This window comes from Curtobacterium sp. AB7, assembly GCF_044909335.1.
In the GTDB taxonomy this organism is placed as follows: Bacteria; Actinomycetota; Actinomycetes; order Actinomycetales; family Microbacteriaceae; genus Curtobacterium.
On sequence record NZ_JBIYED010000009.1, the window covers coordinates 82,119 to 97,252 of the forward strand.

At 70.3% G+C, this 15,134-nt stretch carries 15 protein-coding genes; 6 read left to right on the plus strand and 9 right to left on the minus strand.

Annotated elements, in window-relative coordinates; genetic code table 11:
• Window positions 1-62: 62 nt before the first annotated feature.
• Complete coding sequence (locus tag ABH929_RS16225) at window positions 63-758, minus strand: metal-dependent transcriptional regulator (protein WP_111085212.1); 696 nt, start codon at window positions 756-758, stop codon at window positions 63-65.
• Window positions 759-932: 174 nt separating this feature from the next.
• Between ABH929_RS16225 and serC the strand changes: the two genes are divergently transcribed.
• Window positions 933-2,048: a phosphoserine transaminase gene (gene serC / locus ABH929_RS16230; protein ID WP_263054725.1), complete on the plus strand. Its 1,116-nt coding sequence runs from the start codon at window positions 933-935 to the stop codon at window positions 2,046-2,048.
• A gap of 96 nt (window positions 2,049-2,144) precedes the next feature.
• Here the strand turns inward: serC and ABH929_RS16235 are convergent, their stop codons facing one another.
• Both ABH929_RS16235 and ABH929_RS16240 read right to left on the minus strand, forming a co-directional pair.
• Complete coding sequence (locus ABH929_RS16235) at window positions 2,145-2,867, minus strand: DUF3027 domain-containing protein (protein WP_404561922.1); 723 nt, start codon at window positions 2,865-2,867, stop codon at window positions 2,145-2,147.
• 4 nt (window positions 2,868-2,871) lie between these two features.
• Complete coding sequence (locus ABH929_RS16240) at window positions 2,872-3,249, minus strand: cold-shock protein (RefSeq protein ID WP_131846066.1); 378 nt, start codon at window positions 3,247-3,249, stop codon at window positions 2,872-2,874.
• Between the two features lie 109 nt (window positions 3,250-3,358).
• Here ABH929_RS16240 and ABH929_RS16245 point away from each other — a divergent pair, with 109 nt between their 5' ends.
• From ABH929_RS16245 to ABH929_RS16265, 5 genes are all read left to right on the plus strand, one after another.
• Window positions 3,359-3,604 (plus strand): hypothetical protein, encoded by a 246-nt coding sequence (locus tag ABH929_RS16245; RefSeq protein WP_123340886.1) that lies wholly within the window; start codon window positions 3,359-3,361, stop codon window positions 3,602-3,604.
• Between the two features lie 28 nt (window positions 3,605-3,632).
• Window positions 3,633-5,396 carry a helicase-associated domain-containing protein gene (locus tag ABH929_RS16250; protein ID WP_404561924.1) on the plus strand — a complete coding sequence of 588 codons (1,764 nt, stop codon included), beginning with the start codon at window positions 3,633-3,635 and terminating at the stop codon, window positions 5,394-5,396.
• A gap of 48 nt (window positions 5,397-5,444) precedes the next feature.
• Entirely contained in the window at window positions 5,445-7,142 is a 1,698-nt protein-coding gene (locus tag ABH929_RS16255) for a DNA repair helicase XPB (protein ID WP_263054722.1), read from the plus strand.
• A 51-nt stretch (window positions 7,143-7,193) separates the two neighbouring features.
• Window positions 7,194-7,889: a response regulator transcription factor gene (locus ABH929_RS16260; protein WP_017888045.1), complete on the plus strand. Its 696-nt coding sequence runs from the start codon at window positions 7,194-7,196 to the stop codon at window positions 7,887-7,889.
• Window positions 7,890-7,955: 66 nt separating this feature from the next.
• A complete protein-coding gene (locus tag ABH929_RS16265; RefSeq protein ID WP_404561927.1) occupies window positions 7,956-9,686 on the plus strand; it encodes a sensor histidine kinase in 1,731 nt (576 codons plus the stop codon).
• 172 nt (window positions 9,687-9,858) lie between these two features.
• Here the strand turns inward: ABH929_RS16265 and ABH929_RS16270 are convergent, their stop codons facing one another.
• The 6 genes from ABH929_RS16270 to ABH929_RS16295 form a co-directional block, all read right to left on the minus strand.
• A complete protein-coding gene (locus ABH929_RS16270; RefSeq protein WP_263091208.1) occupies window positions 9,859-10,755 on the minus strand; it encodes a hypothetical protein in 897 nt (298 codons plus the stop codon).
• A 352-nt stretch (window positions 10,756-11,107) separates the two neighbouring features.
• Window positions 11,108-12,730, minus strand: a complete 1,623-nt coding sequence (gene groL / locus ABH929_RS16275; protein ID WP_123312014.1) for a chaperonin GroEL — start codon at window positions 12,728-12,730, stop codon at window positions 11,108-11,110.
• Window positions 12,731-12,991: 261 nt separating this feature from the next.
• Window positions 12,992-13,195 carry a cold-shock protein gene (locus tag ABH929_RS16280; protein ID WP_111085222.1) on the minus strand — a complete coding sequence of 68 codons (204 nt, stop codon included), beginning with the start codon at window positions 13,193-13,195 and terminating at the stop codon, window positions 12,992-12,994.
• Window positions 13,196-13,376: 181 nt separating this feature from the next.
• Window positions 13,377-13,982 (minus strand): LytR C-terminal domain-containing protein, encoded by a 606-nt coding sequence (locus tag ABH929_RS16285; protein ID WP_263055271.1) that lies wholly within the window; start codon window positions 13,980-13,982, stop codon window positions 13,377-13,379.
• A complete protein-coding gene (locus ABH929_RS16290; RefSeq protein WP_404561930.1) occupies window positions 13,979-14,293 on the minus strand; it encodes a DUF3263 domain-containing protein in 315 nt (104 codons plus the stop codon). The genes ABH929_RS16285 and ABH929_RS16290 overlap by 4 nt, the downstream gene beginning before the upstream one ends.
• A gap of 97 nt (window positions 14,294-14,390) precedes the next feature.
• Window positions 14,391-14,981 carry a DUF2332 family protein gene (locus ABH929_RS16295; protein ID WP_404561932.1) on the minus strand — a complete coding sequence of 197 codons (591 nt, stop codon included), beginning with the start codon at window positions 14,979-14,981 and terminating at the stop codon, window positions 14,391-14,393.
• Between the last annotated feature and the right edge of the window lie 153 nt (window positions 14,982-15,134).

The following is a 15,134-nucleotide window of genomic DNA, read 5'->3' on the forward strand; positions in this document are numbered from 1 at the left end:
GTCGAGATGAAACGGGCCGTTTGTAACGAAACGGTTAAGAAGCCCTGGTCAGGGGCAGGAAATCAGTCTCGCTCGATGTACACGTGCTGCGCGACCTCGACGGGGAGCTCGATGCCCGAGTCCTCGCCCTCGACGCGGACGGCGACGTAGGCCCCGGCGCGCTGCACGCTCGCCAGACGACCGGGCATGACGCCGGCCGTGCGGAGCTGGTGCAGGAGCTCGGGCTCGAACTGCACGGGCTCGCCCAGACGACGGATGACACCGGTCGCGACGGCGTCGGTGCCCTCGGTCGCGGCGACGATGTTCTGCACGCCGTCGAGGAACCCGGCGGCTGCGGGGCCGCCGATCTCGGCCAGGCCGGGGATCGGGTTGCCGTAGGGCGACTCGGTCGGGTTGCCGAGCATCTCGAGCAGGCGGACCTCGACCTGCTCGCTCATGACGTGTTCCCACCGGCAGGCCTCGTCGTGGACGAACGCCCAGTCGAGTCCGATGACGTCGGCCAGCAGGCGCTCCGCCAGACGGTGCTTGCGCATGACGTGGGTGGCTCGGGAGCGCCCTTCGTCGGTGAGCTCGAGGTGGCGGTCGCCGGAGACGACGACCAGGCCGTCGCGCTCCATGCGGGCGATGGTCTGCGAGACCGTCGGGCCCGAGTGGCCGAGGCGCTCCGAGATGCGAGCGCGCAGCGGAACGATCGCCTCCTCCTCCAAGTCGAGGATGGTGCGAAGGTACATCTCCGTGGTGTCGACGAGATCGGTCACGGTCCGCCTCTCATGTCTGGGCCCAGCGGCCACCACCCTACTTGTTCGGACCGACGAACTCCGACCGACACTTGCACGGGGCAAGAAGAGGGCCGTGGGCACAGCGGTCCGGGCCTCCCCGTCCGGCCGGTACAGGCGCACCAGCACTGGGATCGCGCTCGGTAGGATCGGCGCATGGCAGACATCGTCATCCCCGCCGAACTCCTCCCCACCGACGGCCGCTTCGGCTGCGGACCGTCCAAGATCCGCGGCGCGCAGCTCGAGTCCCTCGTGACGCGCGGGGCCACGATCCTCGGCACGTCCCACCGCCAGAAGCCCGTGAAGGACCTGGTCGGCAGCGTCCGCTCCGGGCTCGCCGACCTGTTCCAGGTCCCCGAGGGCTACGAGGTCGTCCTCGGCAACGGCGGTTCGACCGCGTTCTGGGACGCCGCCGCGTTCGGGCTCATCGAACGCCGTGCCGAGAACCTGTCCTTCGGCGAGTTCGGATCGAAGTTCGCCAAGGCCGCCAGCGCCCCCTGGCTCGAGGCACCGCACGTCGTCGAGGCCCCCGGCGGATCGCTCGCCGCGCTCGAGCCCGTCGACGGCGTCGACGTCTACGCCTACCCCCACAACGAGACCTCGACCGGTGTCATGGCCCCGGTCGTCCGCGCCACCGGTGACGCCGGAGCGCTCACGGTCGTCGACGCCACGAGCGCCGCCGGTGGTGCCGCGTTCGACGTGGACGCCACCGACGTCTACTACTTCGCGCCGCAGAAGAACTTCGCCTCGGACGGCGGCCTGTGGCTCGCGCTGTTCTCCCCCGCCGCGATCGAGCGCGTCGAGCGCATCGCATCGAGCGGTCGGTACATCCCCGAGTTCCTGTCGCTCAAGAACGCCGTCGACAACTCGCGCCTGAACCAGACGCTGAACACCCCGGCGATCTCGACGCTGTTGCTGCTCGACGACCAGGTCCGCTGGATCAACGAGTCCGGCGGCCTGGCCTGGGCGGACACCCGCACGAAGACCTCGTCGTCGACGCTGTACGACTGGGCCGAGTCGGTCGACTACGCGACGCCGTTCGTGACCGACCCCGCAGCCCGCTCGCAGGTCGTCGCCACGATCGACCTCGACGACTCGATCGACGCCAAGGCCGTCGCCGCGACCCTGCGCGCGAACGGCATCGTCGACACCGAGCCGTACCGGAAGCTCGGGCGCAACCAGCTGCGCGTCGCGACGTTCACCGCGATCGACCCGGACGACGTCGCGAAGCTCGTGCAGGCGATCGACTTCACGGTCGACGCCCTGCGCTGACCCGTCCGTCGCGCAGGCCAGCGCCAGCGACGAACACCACGGAAACGACGAAGCACCACGGGATCCCGTGGTGCTTCGTCGTTCTTCGGGTGCGTGTCAGGAGCGGTGGAAGTCCGGGTCGACCTCGCCGGCATCGAGCTGGGCGCCGTCGAGGTCGGCGTCCGGGTCGACGGGCTGCACGCGCTGCGCGCGACGACGGCGAGGGGGCTGCGGGGCGTCGTCGTCGTCCGGCTCGGAGGCGTCCGGCTCGGAGGCGTCCGCATCGGCGGTGTCGGCGAGCGCGTCGACGTCCACACCGTCGATGTCGTCGTCGTCCGGTTCGTCGAGGTCGTCCTCGTCCGCTTCGAACTCGGCGTCGTCGTCGTCCTCGTCGTCATCCGGCTCGTCGTCGGCTTCGTCGTCGTCCGAGTCGTCGTAGTCGGCGTCCTCGTCGTCGTCGTCGTCATCCGACTCGTCATCGAAGTCGTCGTCGTGCTCGTCGTCGTCGGATTCCTCGTCCGACTCGTGGTCCTGCGCCGCCCGGTACTCGGCCAGTCGCTCGGACCACGGCACCCACTCCGGTGCCACGAGCGAGCCGTCGCCGGGCATCAGCTCGACCTCGAGCACGGTGGGGTCCTCGTCGCCGACCTTCGCGACGCTGACGGTCCAGCGCCAGCCGGGGTAGCCCGGCATGCGGTTCGCGAACAGGACGGAGACGACGCCGTCGCCTTCGTCCACGGTGCCGACGGGCGCGCCGATGCTCGACTCGGGCGTCACCTCGAGCAGCGCGGTCCGCGCCAGGTCGGTGTAGTCAACGGGTACTGCGTCGCTGTCTGTCATGGCGTCACGCCTCCAACTGGTCTGCGACGTGCCGCAGGATGGCGGCGAGTCGATCGCCGTTCTTCGGGTAGCGGCCGTGGCGGAGGTCTCCGCTGATCCGGTCGAGTTCCTTCACCAGGTCCTCGACGATCACGGCCATGTCGTCCGCGGAGCGACGGGTCATCCGGGACAACGACGGCTGCGGGTCGAGGAGCCGCACGGACAGTGCCTGCGACCCCTTCTTGCCCTGCACGACGCCGTACTCGAGCCGGGATCCCGCCTTCACGGTCACGACGCCCTCGGGCAGCGAGGACGCGTGCAGGAACACCTGGTCGCCGTCGTCTCCGGTGATGAAGCCGAAGCCCTTGTCGTCGTCGTAGAACTTGACCTTGCCGGTGGGCATGCGTGGACTCCTCGAGGTCGTGGTACGGCCGTGGTGCGTCGGATATCCTGGGTCGATGGCCAATCCGACCCGATCAACCGGGAACCCGCAGGATTCCGCAGAACCCCCGGTGACGTTCAATCGTACCGAACGCGCTCTGGCGTTCATGGTCGGTGGCATCTTCATCGCTGCGTTCCTCTGCATGGCGGCGATGATCGTCATGTGGCTGACGGTCCCGAGCGCGCAGGGCTCCATGCCGTGGCCGGTGATCATGGCGATCCCGCTCGTCGGCTTCCCGATCGGCATGGTCCTGGTCTTCACGCTCCTCGCCATCACCTGGACGCGCCGCGCACGAGCCAACCGGACGGCTCGCTGACGTCCGCCCCGGACGCTGGCACCGGACGATGACGACCACCGCCGACCTGGCTGCCCGACTCCGGGCGTTGCCGGACGACTCCCTCGAACGACTCGTCGCTGCGCGGAGCCTGCCCCCGGCCGCCCTCGGCGAGACCGGTCCGCAACGGATCACCGACTTCTTCGACCTGGCCGAGGCGCTCCGCACCGACGACGCCGTCGACGCCGCCGTCGAGCACCTGCCCCGCGCCACGATCCTGGCGCTCCGCGACGGCGGGGACGCCGACCGCCTCGGTCCGGCGATCACGCTCGGCCTGGCCGACGAGGACGGCGCCGTCGACGACGCGGTCGCCGCACGCGTGGCCGCCCACCCCGACCTCGTGGCACTGCGATCGACGGGAGGCCCGGATCGCCCCGATCGCGCCACCCACGCCGACGACGTGGCCGGCCAGGACCGCGCGCGCACCACGGGCGCGGAGCAGGCGTTCTCGAGCATGACCGTGCTCGCCGAGCTGCTGCGTGCGGTGGACGCCGGCACCGTCCGCGAGCTCGTCAAGGGCGGCATCGGCACGCCGCTCGCCAAGACCCTGGCCGAGCGCATCGGCACCGACGCCGACGTCGTGCCCGGCCGCCTCGCACTGCTCGACCGAGTCGGGTTCGCCGACCCGGGCTCCGGCCGGTGGACGGTCACCGACGCCGGACAGGACTGGCTCGTCGCCGACTGGCCGGACCGCTGGGCGACGCTCGTGTCGGCGTGGGCGGACACGCTCGGCCCCGCGGTGCACGAGGTCCTCGCCCTCGCCGACGAGGACCTGCGCGACCTCGTGGCACTCGGCCGTTGGGCGTACCCGGCGGGCTCTCGCTGGCTCGACGCCGTGCTGCTCGACGCGGCCGGCACCGCCGCGTCGCTCGGGCTCGCGGTCGACGGCATCGTCACGAGCACCGGCCGAGCACTGCTGGACGGTGACGCCGGGCCCGCGGCGGAGGACCTGCCCGGCACCGTCGACCAGGTGTACCTGCAGCACGACCTGACGGTGATCGCCCCCGGCCCCCTCGCGCCGGTCGACGACGCCGCCCTGCGCACGGTCGCCGTGCTCGAGGCACCCGGTCTGGCCGCCCGCTACCGCATCTCCGAGGACACCCTGCGCACGGCGTTCCGTGCCGGGCACTCCCGTGACGACGTCCTGGCGCTGCTCACCCGGCTGTCGTCGACCGGCGTCCCGCAGCCCCTCGCCTACCTGGTCGACCAGGTCGCCGGACGCGACGGCAGCATCGTCGTCGACCGCGGCGAGGGCGGGGTCGGCACCGTGGTGCGCGGCACCGCGGACCAGCTCGACCTGATCGGCGTGGACGCCGAACTCCGGCAGATGGCGTGGGAGCGCAGCGACCTGACGACGCTCACCACCCGCTACCCGGCGCACGTCGTGCACACCGCGCTCGAGGACCAGCGCTACCCGGCCGTGCTCGCGACCGGGGCCCGCCCCGAGACGCACCACGGGCCTCCCGGTCGGCGCAGCCCCACCGGACGCTCGCCGGAACAGGCGGCGCACGCACTCGTGGAACGGCTCCGCCTGACCACCCAGCGTGGCGACGCGGAACCCGAGCAGGAGTGGCTGGGGCGGCAGATCGACCTGGCCGTGCGCGGTCGCACGCCGATCCGGCTGACGGTGCGGATGCCGGACGGCTCCGAACGGCCGTTCTCGATCATCCCGACCTCGGTCGCCGCCGGACGCGTCCGAGGGCGCGACACCAGCGTCGACGTCGAGCGCACGCTGCCGCTGTCGCTCGTCGTGGCGGTCGAGAGCGACGCCTGAGGTGCACGGTCACCCGAACGCAGGTGACGACGGCTAGGCTGGCAGGTCATGAACGGACCGCTGATCGTGCAGAGCGACCGCACCGTGCTCCTCGAGGTCGCTCACCCCGACGCCGAGGACGCACGCCACGAGCTCGCGGCCTTCGCCGAACTCGAACGCGCCCCCGAGCACGTGCACACCTACCGCATCACCCGCCTCGGCCTGTGGAACGCACGGGCCGCCGGACACGACGCCGAGGCGATGATCGCCACCCTCGAGCGCTTCGCCAAGTTCCCGGTCCCGCAGAGCGTCACCGTGGACATCCGCGACACGGTGTCCCGCTACGGCCGACTCGTCATCCGGCGCGAGGAACGCGAGGACGCCCCGGTCATCGCGAACTCCCCCACCGAGGAACTGGAGCGCCTGCCCGTCCTGCTCCTGACCGCCGAGGACCCGTCCGTGCTGGCCGAGGTCATCCGGTCGAAGCGGATCAAGCCCCTGCTCGGCGACATGCGGAACCCCTCCGAGGTCGAGCTGCAGCCGTGGGCGCGCGGGCAGATCAAGCAGGAACTCGTGAAGCTCGGCTGGCCGGCCGAGGACCTGGCGGGCTACACCCCCGGGCAGCCGCACCCCATCGACCTCGACACGGCCGAGTGGCACATGCGCCCGTACCAGGAGCAGGCCGTCGACACCTTCTTCGCGCAGGGGTCCGGTGTCGTCGTGCTGCCCTGTGGTGCTGGCAAGACCCTGGTCGGTGCCGGCGCGATGGCGACCGTCAAGGCGACCACGCTCATCCTCGTGACGAACACCGTGTCCGCACGGCAGTGGCGCAGCGAGCTCCTCAAGCGCACGACCCTGCAGCCCGAGGACATCGGCGAGTACTCGGGCAGCGTCAAGGAGATCCGGCCGGTCACGATCGCGACCTACCAGATCCTGACCGCCCGGCGGAAGGGCGAGTACACGCACCTGTCGCTGCTCGACGCCCTCGACTGGGGCCTCATCGTCTACGACGAGGTGCACCTGCTGCCCGCCCCGGTGTTCAAGCTGACCGCCGACCTGCAGGCCCGCCGACGCCTGGGCCTGACCGCGACGCTCGTGCGCGAGGATGGCCGCGAAGGGGACGTGTTCTCGCTCATCGGCCCGAAGCGCTACGACGCCCCGTGGAAGGAGATCGAGGCGCAGGGCTACATCTCCCCGGCCGAGTGCTACGAGGTCCGCATCGACCTGCCGCACCAGGAGCGCCTGGAGTACGCGGCCTCGAGCGACGACGAGCGCTACCGGCTCGCCGCCACGTCGCCCGCGAAGACCCCGGTCGTCCGCGAGCTCATCGAGAAGCACCGCGGCGAGCAGATCCTGGTGATCGGGCAGTACATCGACCAGCTCGACGAACTGGCGGCATCGCTCGACGCGGCAGAGATCACCGGTGCGACGCCGGTCGACGAGCGCGAACGGCTGTACGACGCGTTCCGTGCCGGCGAGGTGGACGTGCTCGTCGTGTCGAAGGTCGCGAACTTCTCGATCGACCTGCCCGACGCCACCGTCGCGATCCAGGTCTCCGGGTCGTTCGGGTCACGGCAGGAAGAGGCGCAGCGCCTCGGTCGACTGCTCCGTCCGAACAAGGACGGCCTGCCGGCGTCGTTCTACACGCTCGTCGCGCGGGACACCGTCGACCAGGACTTCGCGCAGAACCGGCAGCGGTTCCTCGCGGAGCAGGGGTACTCCTACACGATCCTGGATGCCGACCAGGTCCAGGCGCCCGTGGGCTGACGTACGCACCGCTCTCAGGAAACCATTAGGGAACGGTCAGAAGATAGGACCATGAGCGATGGCCCCAAGATCCTGATCGTCGACGACGAGCCGAACATCCGCGACCTCCTGACGACCTCGTTGCGCTTCGCCGGGTTCGCCGTCCGTGCCGTCGGCAACGGCGCACAGGCGATCTCGGCCGTGCTCGAGGAAGAACCCGACCTGATCATCCTCGACGTGATGCTCCCCGACATGAACGGCTTCGGCGTCACCAAGCGCCTGCGGTCGTCGGGCTACACCTCGCCGATCCTGTTCCTCACCGCGAAGGACGACACCGAGGACAAGATCACCGGCCTCACCGTCGGCGGCGACGACTACGTCACCAAGCCGTTCTCCCTCGACGAGATCGTCGCCCGCATCAAGGCCATCCTGCGTCGCACCATGAACGACGAGGAAGACGCGATCATCCGCGCCGGCGAGCTCACCATGGACCAGGACACGCACGAGGTCACGATCGGTGACGCGCAGATCGAACTCTCCCCCACCGAGTTCAAGCTGCTCCGCTACCTGATGCTCAACCCCAACCGCGTGCTGTCGAAGGCACAGATCCTCGACCACGTGTGGGAGTACGACTTCAACGGCGACGCGGGCATCGTCGAGAGCTACATCTCGTACCTGCGCCGCAAGCTCGACCAGTACTCGGCCGAGCCGATCATCCAGACCAAGCGCGGCTTCGGGTACATGCTGAAGGCCTCCAAGGCCTCGTAGCACCGCCCGTTCTTCACGGCGGCCGTCCGGTTTCACCGGGCGGCCGCTGTCTATCGTTGAGGCAGCATGCACACGCGAATGAACCGCTGGTGGGACGGGATCTCCCTGCGCACCAAGATCACCGGGATCACGGTGCTCCTGGTCGCGCTCGGCCTGCTCGTCGCCGGGCTCGGCACCATGACCGTCCTGTCGACGTACCTGATGGCGCAGCTCGACAACAACGTCAAGGGCACCACGGAGCAGCTCGAGGGCCAGAACATCAGCGACGGCGAGCAGTACTGCAAGCTGTCGGTCGTGCTGTCGCAGAGCGCCTACGTCGCCGCGTACGACGCCGACGGCGACCAGATCTGCGAGACGCCGGCGTCCAGCCGACCGGACGTCCGCGAACTCGACTTCTCGACGGCAGCGCAGAACGGTGCGCGCTTCTCGCTCTACGACAGCCAGCACAACCACGAGTGGCGCGCCCAGATCATCCCGGCATCGCTGCAGAACCAGTCCGACGGCTCCACCGAGACCGGCTTCGTGCTCGTCGCGGTGTCGAGCGCCGACACCGACCAGACCATCGCCCGGTTCACCGTCATCTTCCTGGGCTTCGGCATCTCCGTGATCCTGCTCGGCGCCATGCTCACACGGCTGCTCGTCACCGCCACGTTCGACCCGCTGCGCGACGTCGAGGACACCGCCGCACGCTTCGCCGCCGGGGACTTCAACCAGCGCCTCGAGGCCGACACCCCGAACACCGAGGTCGGGCGCCTGAACCGCTCCCTCAACGTCATGCTCGAGCGCATCGACACCGCGTTCGAGGACCGCCAGCGCACCATCGACCAGATGCGCCGGTTCGTCGGCGACGCCTCGCACGAACTCCGCACCCCGCTGGTGTCCCTGCGCGGGTACGCCGAGCTCTACCGGATGGGCGCCCTCCGCAAGGAAGAAGACGTCGCCCAGGCGATGGAGCGCATCGAGAAAGAGGCCAAGCGGATGGGCCTGCTCGTGCAGGACCTGCTCCAGCTCGCCCGCATCGACGAGTCGAAGCCGCTCGAGCTCGGTCCGGTCGACCTCGTGGCGATCGCCCGTGACTCGGCGCTCGACACCATGGCGTCCAACCCGGACCGCGAGATCCAGGTGCTCGTCGAGGACGCCTTGACGGGCGAGAGCGTGCCCCAGGCCGTGCGGCCGCGCGCGTCGTCGTCGCTCTCGTCGGGGTCGTCGGACTCGTCGGGCTCCTTGTCCGACACGGGCGAGGTCCCCCCGGCATCGCCCACGTCCGCGAACACCACCGGCCCCATCGCGTTCTCGCGGCAGACGATCGCGCGGCTGCGTGCTCGGCGGACCCGGGCGATGGACATCGATGCCGGTGCCGCCGGTGCCGCCCCCACCGACGAGACGACGCCGCTGCCCACGGTCGTCATGCCCAAGCGTCCCCCGATCGTCCTGGCGGAGGAGAACAAGATCCGCCAGATCGTCACGAACCTGATGGGCAACGCCATGCGGTTCACCGAGCACGACGACCCGATCGAGATCGGCGTCGGGGTGGACGACGACCGCGGCATGGCCCACATCGACGTCATCGACCACGGTGAGGGGATCCCGGCGCAGCTGCGCGACAAGATCTTCCAGCGGTTCTGGCGAGCCGACACCTCGCGTGCGCGGGACACCGGTGGCTCGGGCCTCGGGCTCGCCATCGTGTCGGGCATCGTCGCGGCACACCACGGCTCGGTCGAGGTCTTCGACACCGAGGGCGGCGGCGCGACCTTCCGCGTCTGGCTGCCGCTGCTGCCCCGCGACTACGCCGCCTGACGGGGTCGCCCGGCCGTCCCGCCCGGTCACAACACCCCGTTCGACGCCGCCGAGCGGTCACGATCTGTCGTCTGTGCGCTCGGCGGACGACAGTTCGTGACCGCCCGACGATCGGCTGGAGACGTGTCGTGACCGCGCGACGACCTGTCTCTGTGCGCGGCGATCGCGGCGATCACGCTGACCGCCGACGACTTCTGACCGCTCGGACCTCGAACGCCTGGCGAAGCCGCTCGAACAACACCGCGGGTCGGTGTGCATCCGATGCCGTCGCGTGGATCACGAGCCAGTCGTTCACCACGAACCCGTTGTCCCTCCGCTGATCGTGTCGGAAGGTGTCGCGCTCACGGTGGTGGTCGCCGTCGTACTCCAACGCGATGCCGAACTCCGACCACGCCATGTCGACGCGGCCGAGGAACTTCCCCGCACCGTCGTGCACGTCGACGTTCAGCTCCGGCTCGGGGAACCCCGCATCGACGACTGCCAGGCGGAGCCACGTCTCCCGAGGGGACTCCGCGCCTGGCCGGACGAGGTCCAGCGCACGCCGAGCAGCGACCGCGAAGCGTGTTCCGGGTCGGATCGACGCACGGAGGTCGTCCGCCGTCGCCAGCCCGGCGGGTCCGACGAGGTGGTCCCCGATCGCGACCAGGGCGTCACGCTGGAGCACGCCGGCGCACTCGAACCACATCTGTGCGGGGACGCTGACCAGGAACCCGCGGTGTTCGACGGTCCTTGGTCGGTCGAGACGGTGTGCGGCCACGCCGGGCCGCCGCATCCGGTACCCGTCCCGCGTGGTCGAGACGTGCACCGGGCCGACCGAGCGCACCGACTGCGGCAGTGGCGCGCCCCAGATCTCGGCGGCAGTCGTGTGACTGAAGAACTGGTCGGGACGCATGACCAGCGCGACGGCGTCGATGAAGTCCGCCGAGTCGATCGGGGCACGCACACCGTGGACCGGGGCTGCCAGGTCGGCACGTCGAAGTCGTTCCCGATCGATGCCGTGCTCCACCGCGTCGGCCACGCGGAAGGTGGAACGGTCGAACGGAGCAGGAAGGCGGCGGGCAGCTGGCATGCCGTCATGGTCGTTGCGGGGCACTCGAGCCGACCTCGCGCGCACGGAAACTGGGGAGAACGAGGTGAGCCGGGCCTCCTGTGCGGGAGAGACGACCCAAGACACCCGCAAGCCGCACGCAGGAGCCGGCTAGGACTCCCCGCTGCTGCGCCGCCGAGCGGTCACGACGTGTCGACTGGAACGGGCCGAACCGACGGTTTGTGACCGCTCGGCGAACTTGAGCGGGGTGTTGTGACCTCCCGCCGCACGCGCCCGCCCCACGCGCACGCCCACGCCCCACGCGCAAGCCCACACCCCCGCACGCGGAAGGGCCCCGCACGCGCAGCGTGCGGGGCCCTTCGGACAGGACTGCCTAGAAGTCCATGCCACCCGTCGGGTCGCCGGCCGGAGCGGCCGCGGCACGCTCGGGCTTGTCGGCGACGACGACCTCGGTCGTCAGGAACAGACCGGCGATCGACGCAGCGTTCTGCAGCGCCGAACGCGTGACCTTGGCCGGGTCGATGATGCCCGCGGCGATGAGGTCGACGTACTCGCCGGTCGCGGCGTTGAGGCCCCAACCCGACTCGAGCTCGCGCACCTTGGCGGCGACGACACCCGGCTCGAGACCGGCGTTCAGCGCGATCTGCTTGAGCGGCGCGTCGATCGCGACGCGGACGATGTTCGCACCGGTCGCCTCGTCACCCTCGAGCTCGAGGGCCTCGAGCGCGACGGCACCGGCCTGGATGAGGGCGACGCCACCACCGGCGACGATGCCCTCTTCGACGGCAGCCTTCGCGTTGCGGACGGCGTCCTCGATGCGGTGCTTGCGCTCCTTGAGCTCGACCTCGGTCGCGGCACCCGCCTTGATGACGGCGACGCCACCGGCGAGCTTCGCGAGGCGCTCCTGGAGCTTCTCGCGGTCGTAGTCGGAGTCGGTCGCCTCGATCTCGGAGCGGATCTGGCGGACACGGCCGGCGATCTGCTCGGCGTCGCCGGCACCCTCGACGATCGTGGTCTCGTCCTTGGTGATGACGACCTTGCGGGCACGACCGAGCAGGTCGAGCGTCGCGTTCTCGAGCTTGAGGCCGACCTCTTCCGAGATGACCTGGCCACCGGTCAGGATCGCGATGTCCTGCAGCATGGCCTTGCGGCGGTCACCGAAGCCCGGGGCCTTGACGGCGACGGACTTGAAGATGCCGCGGATCTTGTTCACGACGAGCGTGGCCAGGGCCTCGCCGTCGACGTCCTCGGCGATGATCAGGAGCTGCTTGCCCGCCTGGATCACCTTGTCGACGACCGGCAGGAGGTCCTTGATGTTCGAGATCTTCGAGTTGACGATCAGGATGTAGGCGTCCTCGAAGACGGCTTCCTGACGCTCGGGGTCGGTGACGAAGTACTGCGACAGGTAGCCCTTGTCGAAGCGCATGCCCTCGGTCAGCTCGAGCTCGGTGCCGAAGGTGTTCGACTCCTCGACGGTGACGACACCTTCCTTGCCGACCTTGTCGATGGCCTCGGCGATGAGCGCGCCGATGGTCGGGTCCGCAGCCGAGATCGACGCGGTCGCGGCGATCTGGTCCTTGGTCTCGATGTCCTTCGCGTTGGCGAGGAGCTGGTCGGAGACGGCGGAGACGGCCTTCTCGATGCCGCGCTTGAGCGACACGGGGTCGGCGCCGGCGGCGACGTTGCGGAGGCCCTCGCGGACGAGTGCCTGGGCGAGGACGGTCGCGGTGGTCGTACCGTCACCGGCGACGTCGTCGGTCTTCTTGGCGACCTCCTTGACGAGCTCCGCACCGATCTTCTCGTACGGGTCGTCGAGCTCGATCTCCTTGGCGATGGAGACACCGTCGTTCGTGATCGTGGGGGCGCCCCACTTCTTCTCGAGGACGACGTTGCGGCCGCGCGGGCCGAGCGTCACCTTCACGGCGTCGGCCAGCTGGTTCAGGCCGCGCTCGAGGCCACGGCGGGCCTCCTCGTCGAAAGCAATGATCTTAGCCATGTGAGTTCTCGTCCCTCCCGGACGTCGTGGGGTCGTGCTGGCACTCAACGTGAGCGAGTGCCAACGCCGATTCTGGCACTCGACCGGTGCGAGTGCAACACGATCGGGAGGCTCGTCACGTCTTCCCAGGACACGCCCCGCAAACAGCACACCCCGACCACCGCCACGGGCCGCCCGCCATGCACGTCACGCTGGACGGACCGCGCACGACGAACGCGCCGCCCCTGACGGGACGGCGCGTTCGCAATGAGTGTCGTGCGTTCAGGCCGGTCGGACTGCCTCCGCCTGCGGGCCCTTCGACCCGGTGCCGACGTCGAACACCACTGCCTGGCCCTCCTCGAGGACCTTGTAACCCGACATGTCGATGGCCGAGTAGTGCACGAACACGTCCTGGCCTCCTCCATCGACGGTGATGAAGCCGAAGCCCTTTTCAGCGTTGAACCACTTCACGGTTCCGTTGGCCATGATCTCTTGCTCCCTGGTACTGCTGTGCGAACGACGTGTTCGTCGTCTGCAAGGGACTCTGCTCGAAGCGCGCCGATCAGGCAAGAGGTGTGACGTCGTTTCACGTCGATTCCGTCAGAAATCAACGTGCCCGAAACACGACCGTCACAAAGGCGGGCGGAAAGCGCCCGCGGAATGCGGATCAGCCGGTGTAGTCGGCTCCGAGCACGACGCTCACGTCGGCGTTCGGGAACGCCGTCGACTGCTGCACGGCGGTGACCCCGAGCTGCTTCGCGATGCCCTGGGCGACTGCTGCCTGTGCGGCCTGCTGGTAGTACACGATCGTCGAGGTCGACCCGGTCGTGCCGGCGTCCCCGGTCGAGGCGACTCCCCAGCCGGCACCGGTCAGCGCCGCACTGGCCCGGGCAGCGAGGCCGGAGGTGGTCGTGCCGTTCAGGACGACGACGGTGGTCGTGCCCTGCTGTGCCGGCGTCGCAGCGGCAGCGCCGGAGTCGGCACCCGACCCGGCCGACGACGACGCCGAGGGGTTCGAGGTGGCGGACGCGGACGGCTTCGATGTGGCAGACGAGGTCGACGACGCCGAGGGCGAGTCCGACCCGCTGAACGAGTAGCTGCCGTTCAGGAGCGCGAGGACGAGCACGCCGATGCCGACGAGCACACCGGTGGCGAGTGCCGCCCAGGCGAACGCGATCCAGCCACGGCCGCGGCGCTGAGCACCGCGGTGTGCGCCGACCCGGGGGCCGTCGGCGACGTCGTCGAACCGGTCACGGGGGAATCTGGTGCTCATCGTTCCTCTTCACGTCCTTCGGGAGCTGCTCCGGGCGCGACGAAGCTGCGCGAGGCCCGGGCGCTGGTGCGCGCATGTCGGAGCCGCTGCAGCCTGGCGACGAGCTGCGGGTCGTACGCGAGTGCCGCCGGCGAGTCGATCACGCGGTTGAGCACCTGGTAGTAGCGCGCCGCCGACATCTCGAACTCGACCCGGATCTCCGCTTCCTTCGTGCGGTCGTGCCGTGCCCGGTCGTGCTCGAACGACAGCACGTGCTTGGCGAGCTCACTGAGTTCGCCAGCGGTGCGCTGCTCGTCGGTGGGGCTGGTCACGGCGGTTCCGATCACGTATCGGGGAACGGGTCTCGCACATCGTAGGGGCCGAGCGCATCCGGACCCTGGCACGGCGCTGGACTGTCGCGAACACCGGTCACAGGTTCGGGTCGCGGAGCCAGCGCACGCGCGTGCCGAACGGGTCCGAGACGGCGACCGCGGTGCCGTCGATGGAGGCCGTGGCGAAGGCGTCCGGATCCGCGGGGTCGACGTCGTCGGGCAGCGTCGCCGCCACACCGCGCAGGATCCCGGTGCGTTCCAGCGCGATCCAGTGCACGCCGCGTTCGCGGAGGCGGTCCACGAACCGCTGGCGCTGGGCGCCCGGCACGTAGACCAGGGTGCCGGTGGTCAGCACGACCGGTTCGACGTCGTCCGGCAGGGCGTCCAGTGCGCGGTCGAGGTCACCCGGCAGCGTGCCCCGGATCCGCACGGGAGGCACGGCGAGCGTCGCGCGCGCCGCCTCGCGCATCAGGGCGATCCGGTCCAGGGCCTCCGGTGGGACCGCGTGCACCAGACGGTCGAACGCGCCCGGTGCGGCGAGGTCGATCGGGTTCGGGTCGAGGGCGATCCGCGCGCCGATCCGGATCGGCCTGCTCGCCGGAGCCGGAAGGACCCCGGAGACTTCTGCGACGAGACGGACCGCGGGTTCGTCGACCGCCGTGTGCATCCGGACGAGCTCGGTGCGCACCCCGCCGTGGTCGGGGGGGGCCCCCGGGGGGGGGGGGGGGGGGGCCGGCGGGGGGGGGGGGGGGGCCCCGCCCCCCCCCCCCCCGGGGGGGGGGGGGGGGGGGGGGTGGGTTTTTGGGTGCCAAACCCCCCAAGCCGGGGGGCCCCAGGCGTA

What these genes read in the sequence shown, in the direction of transcription:
- ABH929_RS16235 (WP_404561922.1), bottom strand. Translation starts at nt 2,867, where the DNA reads ATGACAGACAGCGACGCAGTACCCGTTGACTACACCGACCTGGCGCGG.
- ABH929_RS16250 (WP_404561924.1), top strand. Translation starts at nt 3,633, where the DNA reads ATGACGACCACCGCCGACCTGGCTGCCCGACTCCGGGCGTTGCCGGAC.
- ABH929_RS16240 (WP_131846066.1), bottom strand. Translation starts at nt 3,249, where the DNA reads ATGCCCACCGGCAAGGTCAAGTTCTACGACGACGACAAGGGCTTCGGC.
- serC (WP_263054725.1), top strand. Translation starts at nt 933, where the DNA reads ATGGCAGACATCGTCATCCCCGCCGAACTCCTCCCCACCGACGGCCGC.
- ABH929_RS16270 (WP_263091208.1), bottom strand. Translation starts at nt 10,755, where the DNA reads ATGCCAGCTGCCCGCCGCCTTCCTGCTCCGTTCGACCGTTCCACCTTC.
- ABH929_RS16285 (WP_263055271.1), bottom strand. Translation starts at nt 13,982, where the DNA reads ATGAGCACCAGATTCCCCCGTGACCGGTTCGACGACGTCGCCGACGGC.
- ABH929_RS16255 (WP_263054722.1), top strand. Translation starts at nt 5,445, where the DNA reads ATGAACGGACCGCTGATCGTGCAGAGCGACCGCACCGTGCTCCTCGAG.
- ABH929_RS16265 (WP_404561927.1), top strand. Translation starts at nt 7,956, where the DNA reads ATGCACACGCGAATGAACCGCTGGTGGGACGGGATCTCCCTGCGCACC.
- ABH929_RS16260 (WP_017888045.1), top strand. Translation starts at nt 7,194, where the DNA reads ATGAGCGATGGCCCCAAGATCCTGATCGTCGACGACGAGCCGAACATC.
- groL (WP_123312014.1), bottom strand. Translation starts at nt 12,730, where the DNA reads ATGGCTAAGATCATTGCTTTCGACGAGGAGGCCCGCCGTGGCCTCGAG.
- ABH929_RS16280 (WP_111085222.1), bottom strand. Translation starts at nt 13,195, where the DNA reads ATGGCCAACGGAACCGTGAAGTGGTTCAACGCTGAAAAGGGCTTCGGC.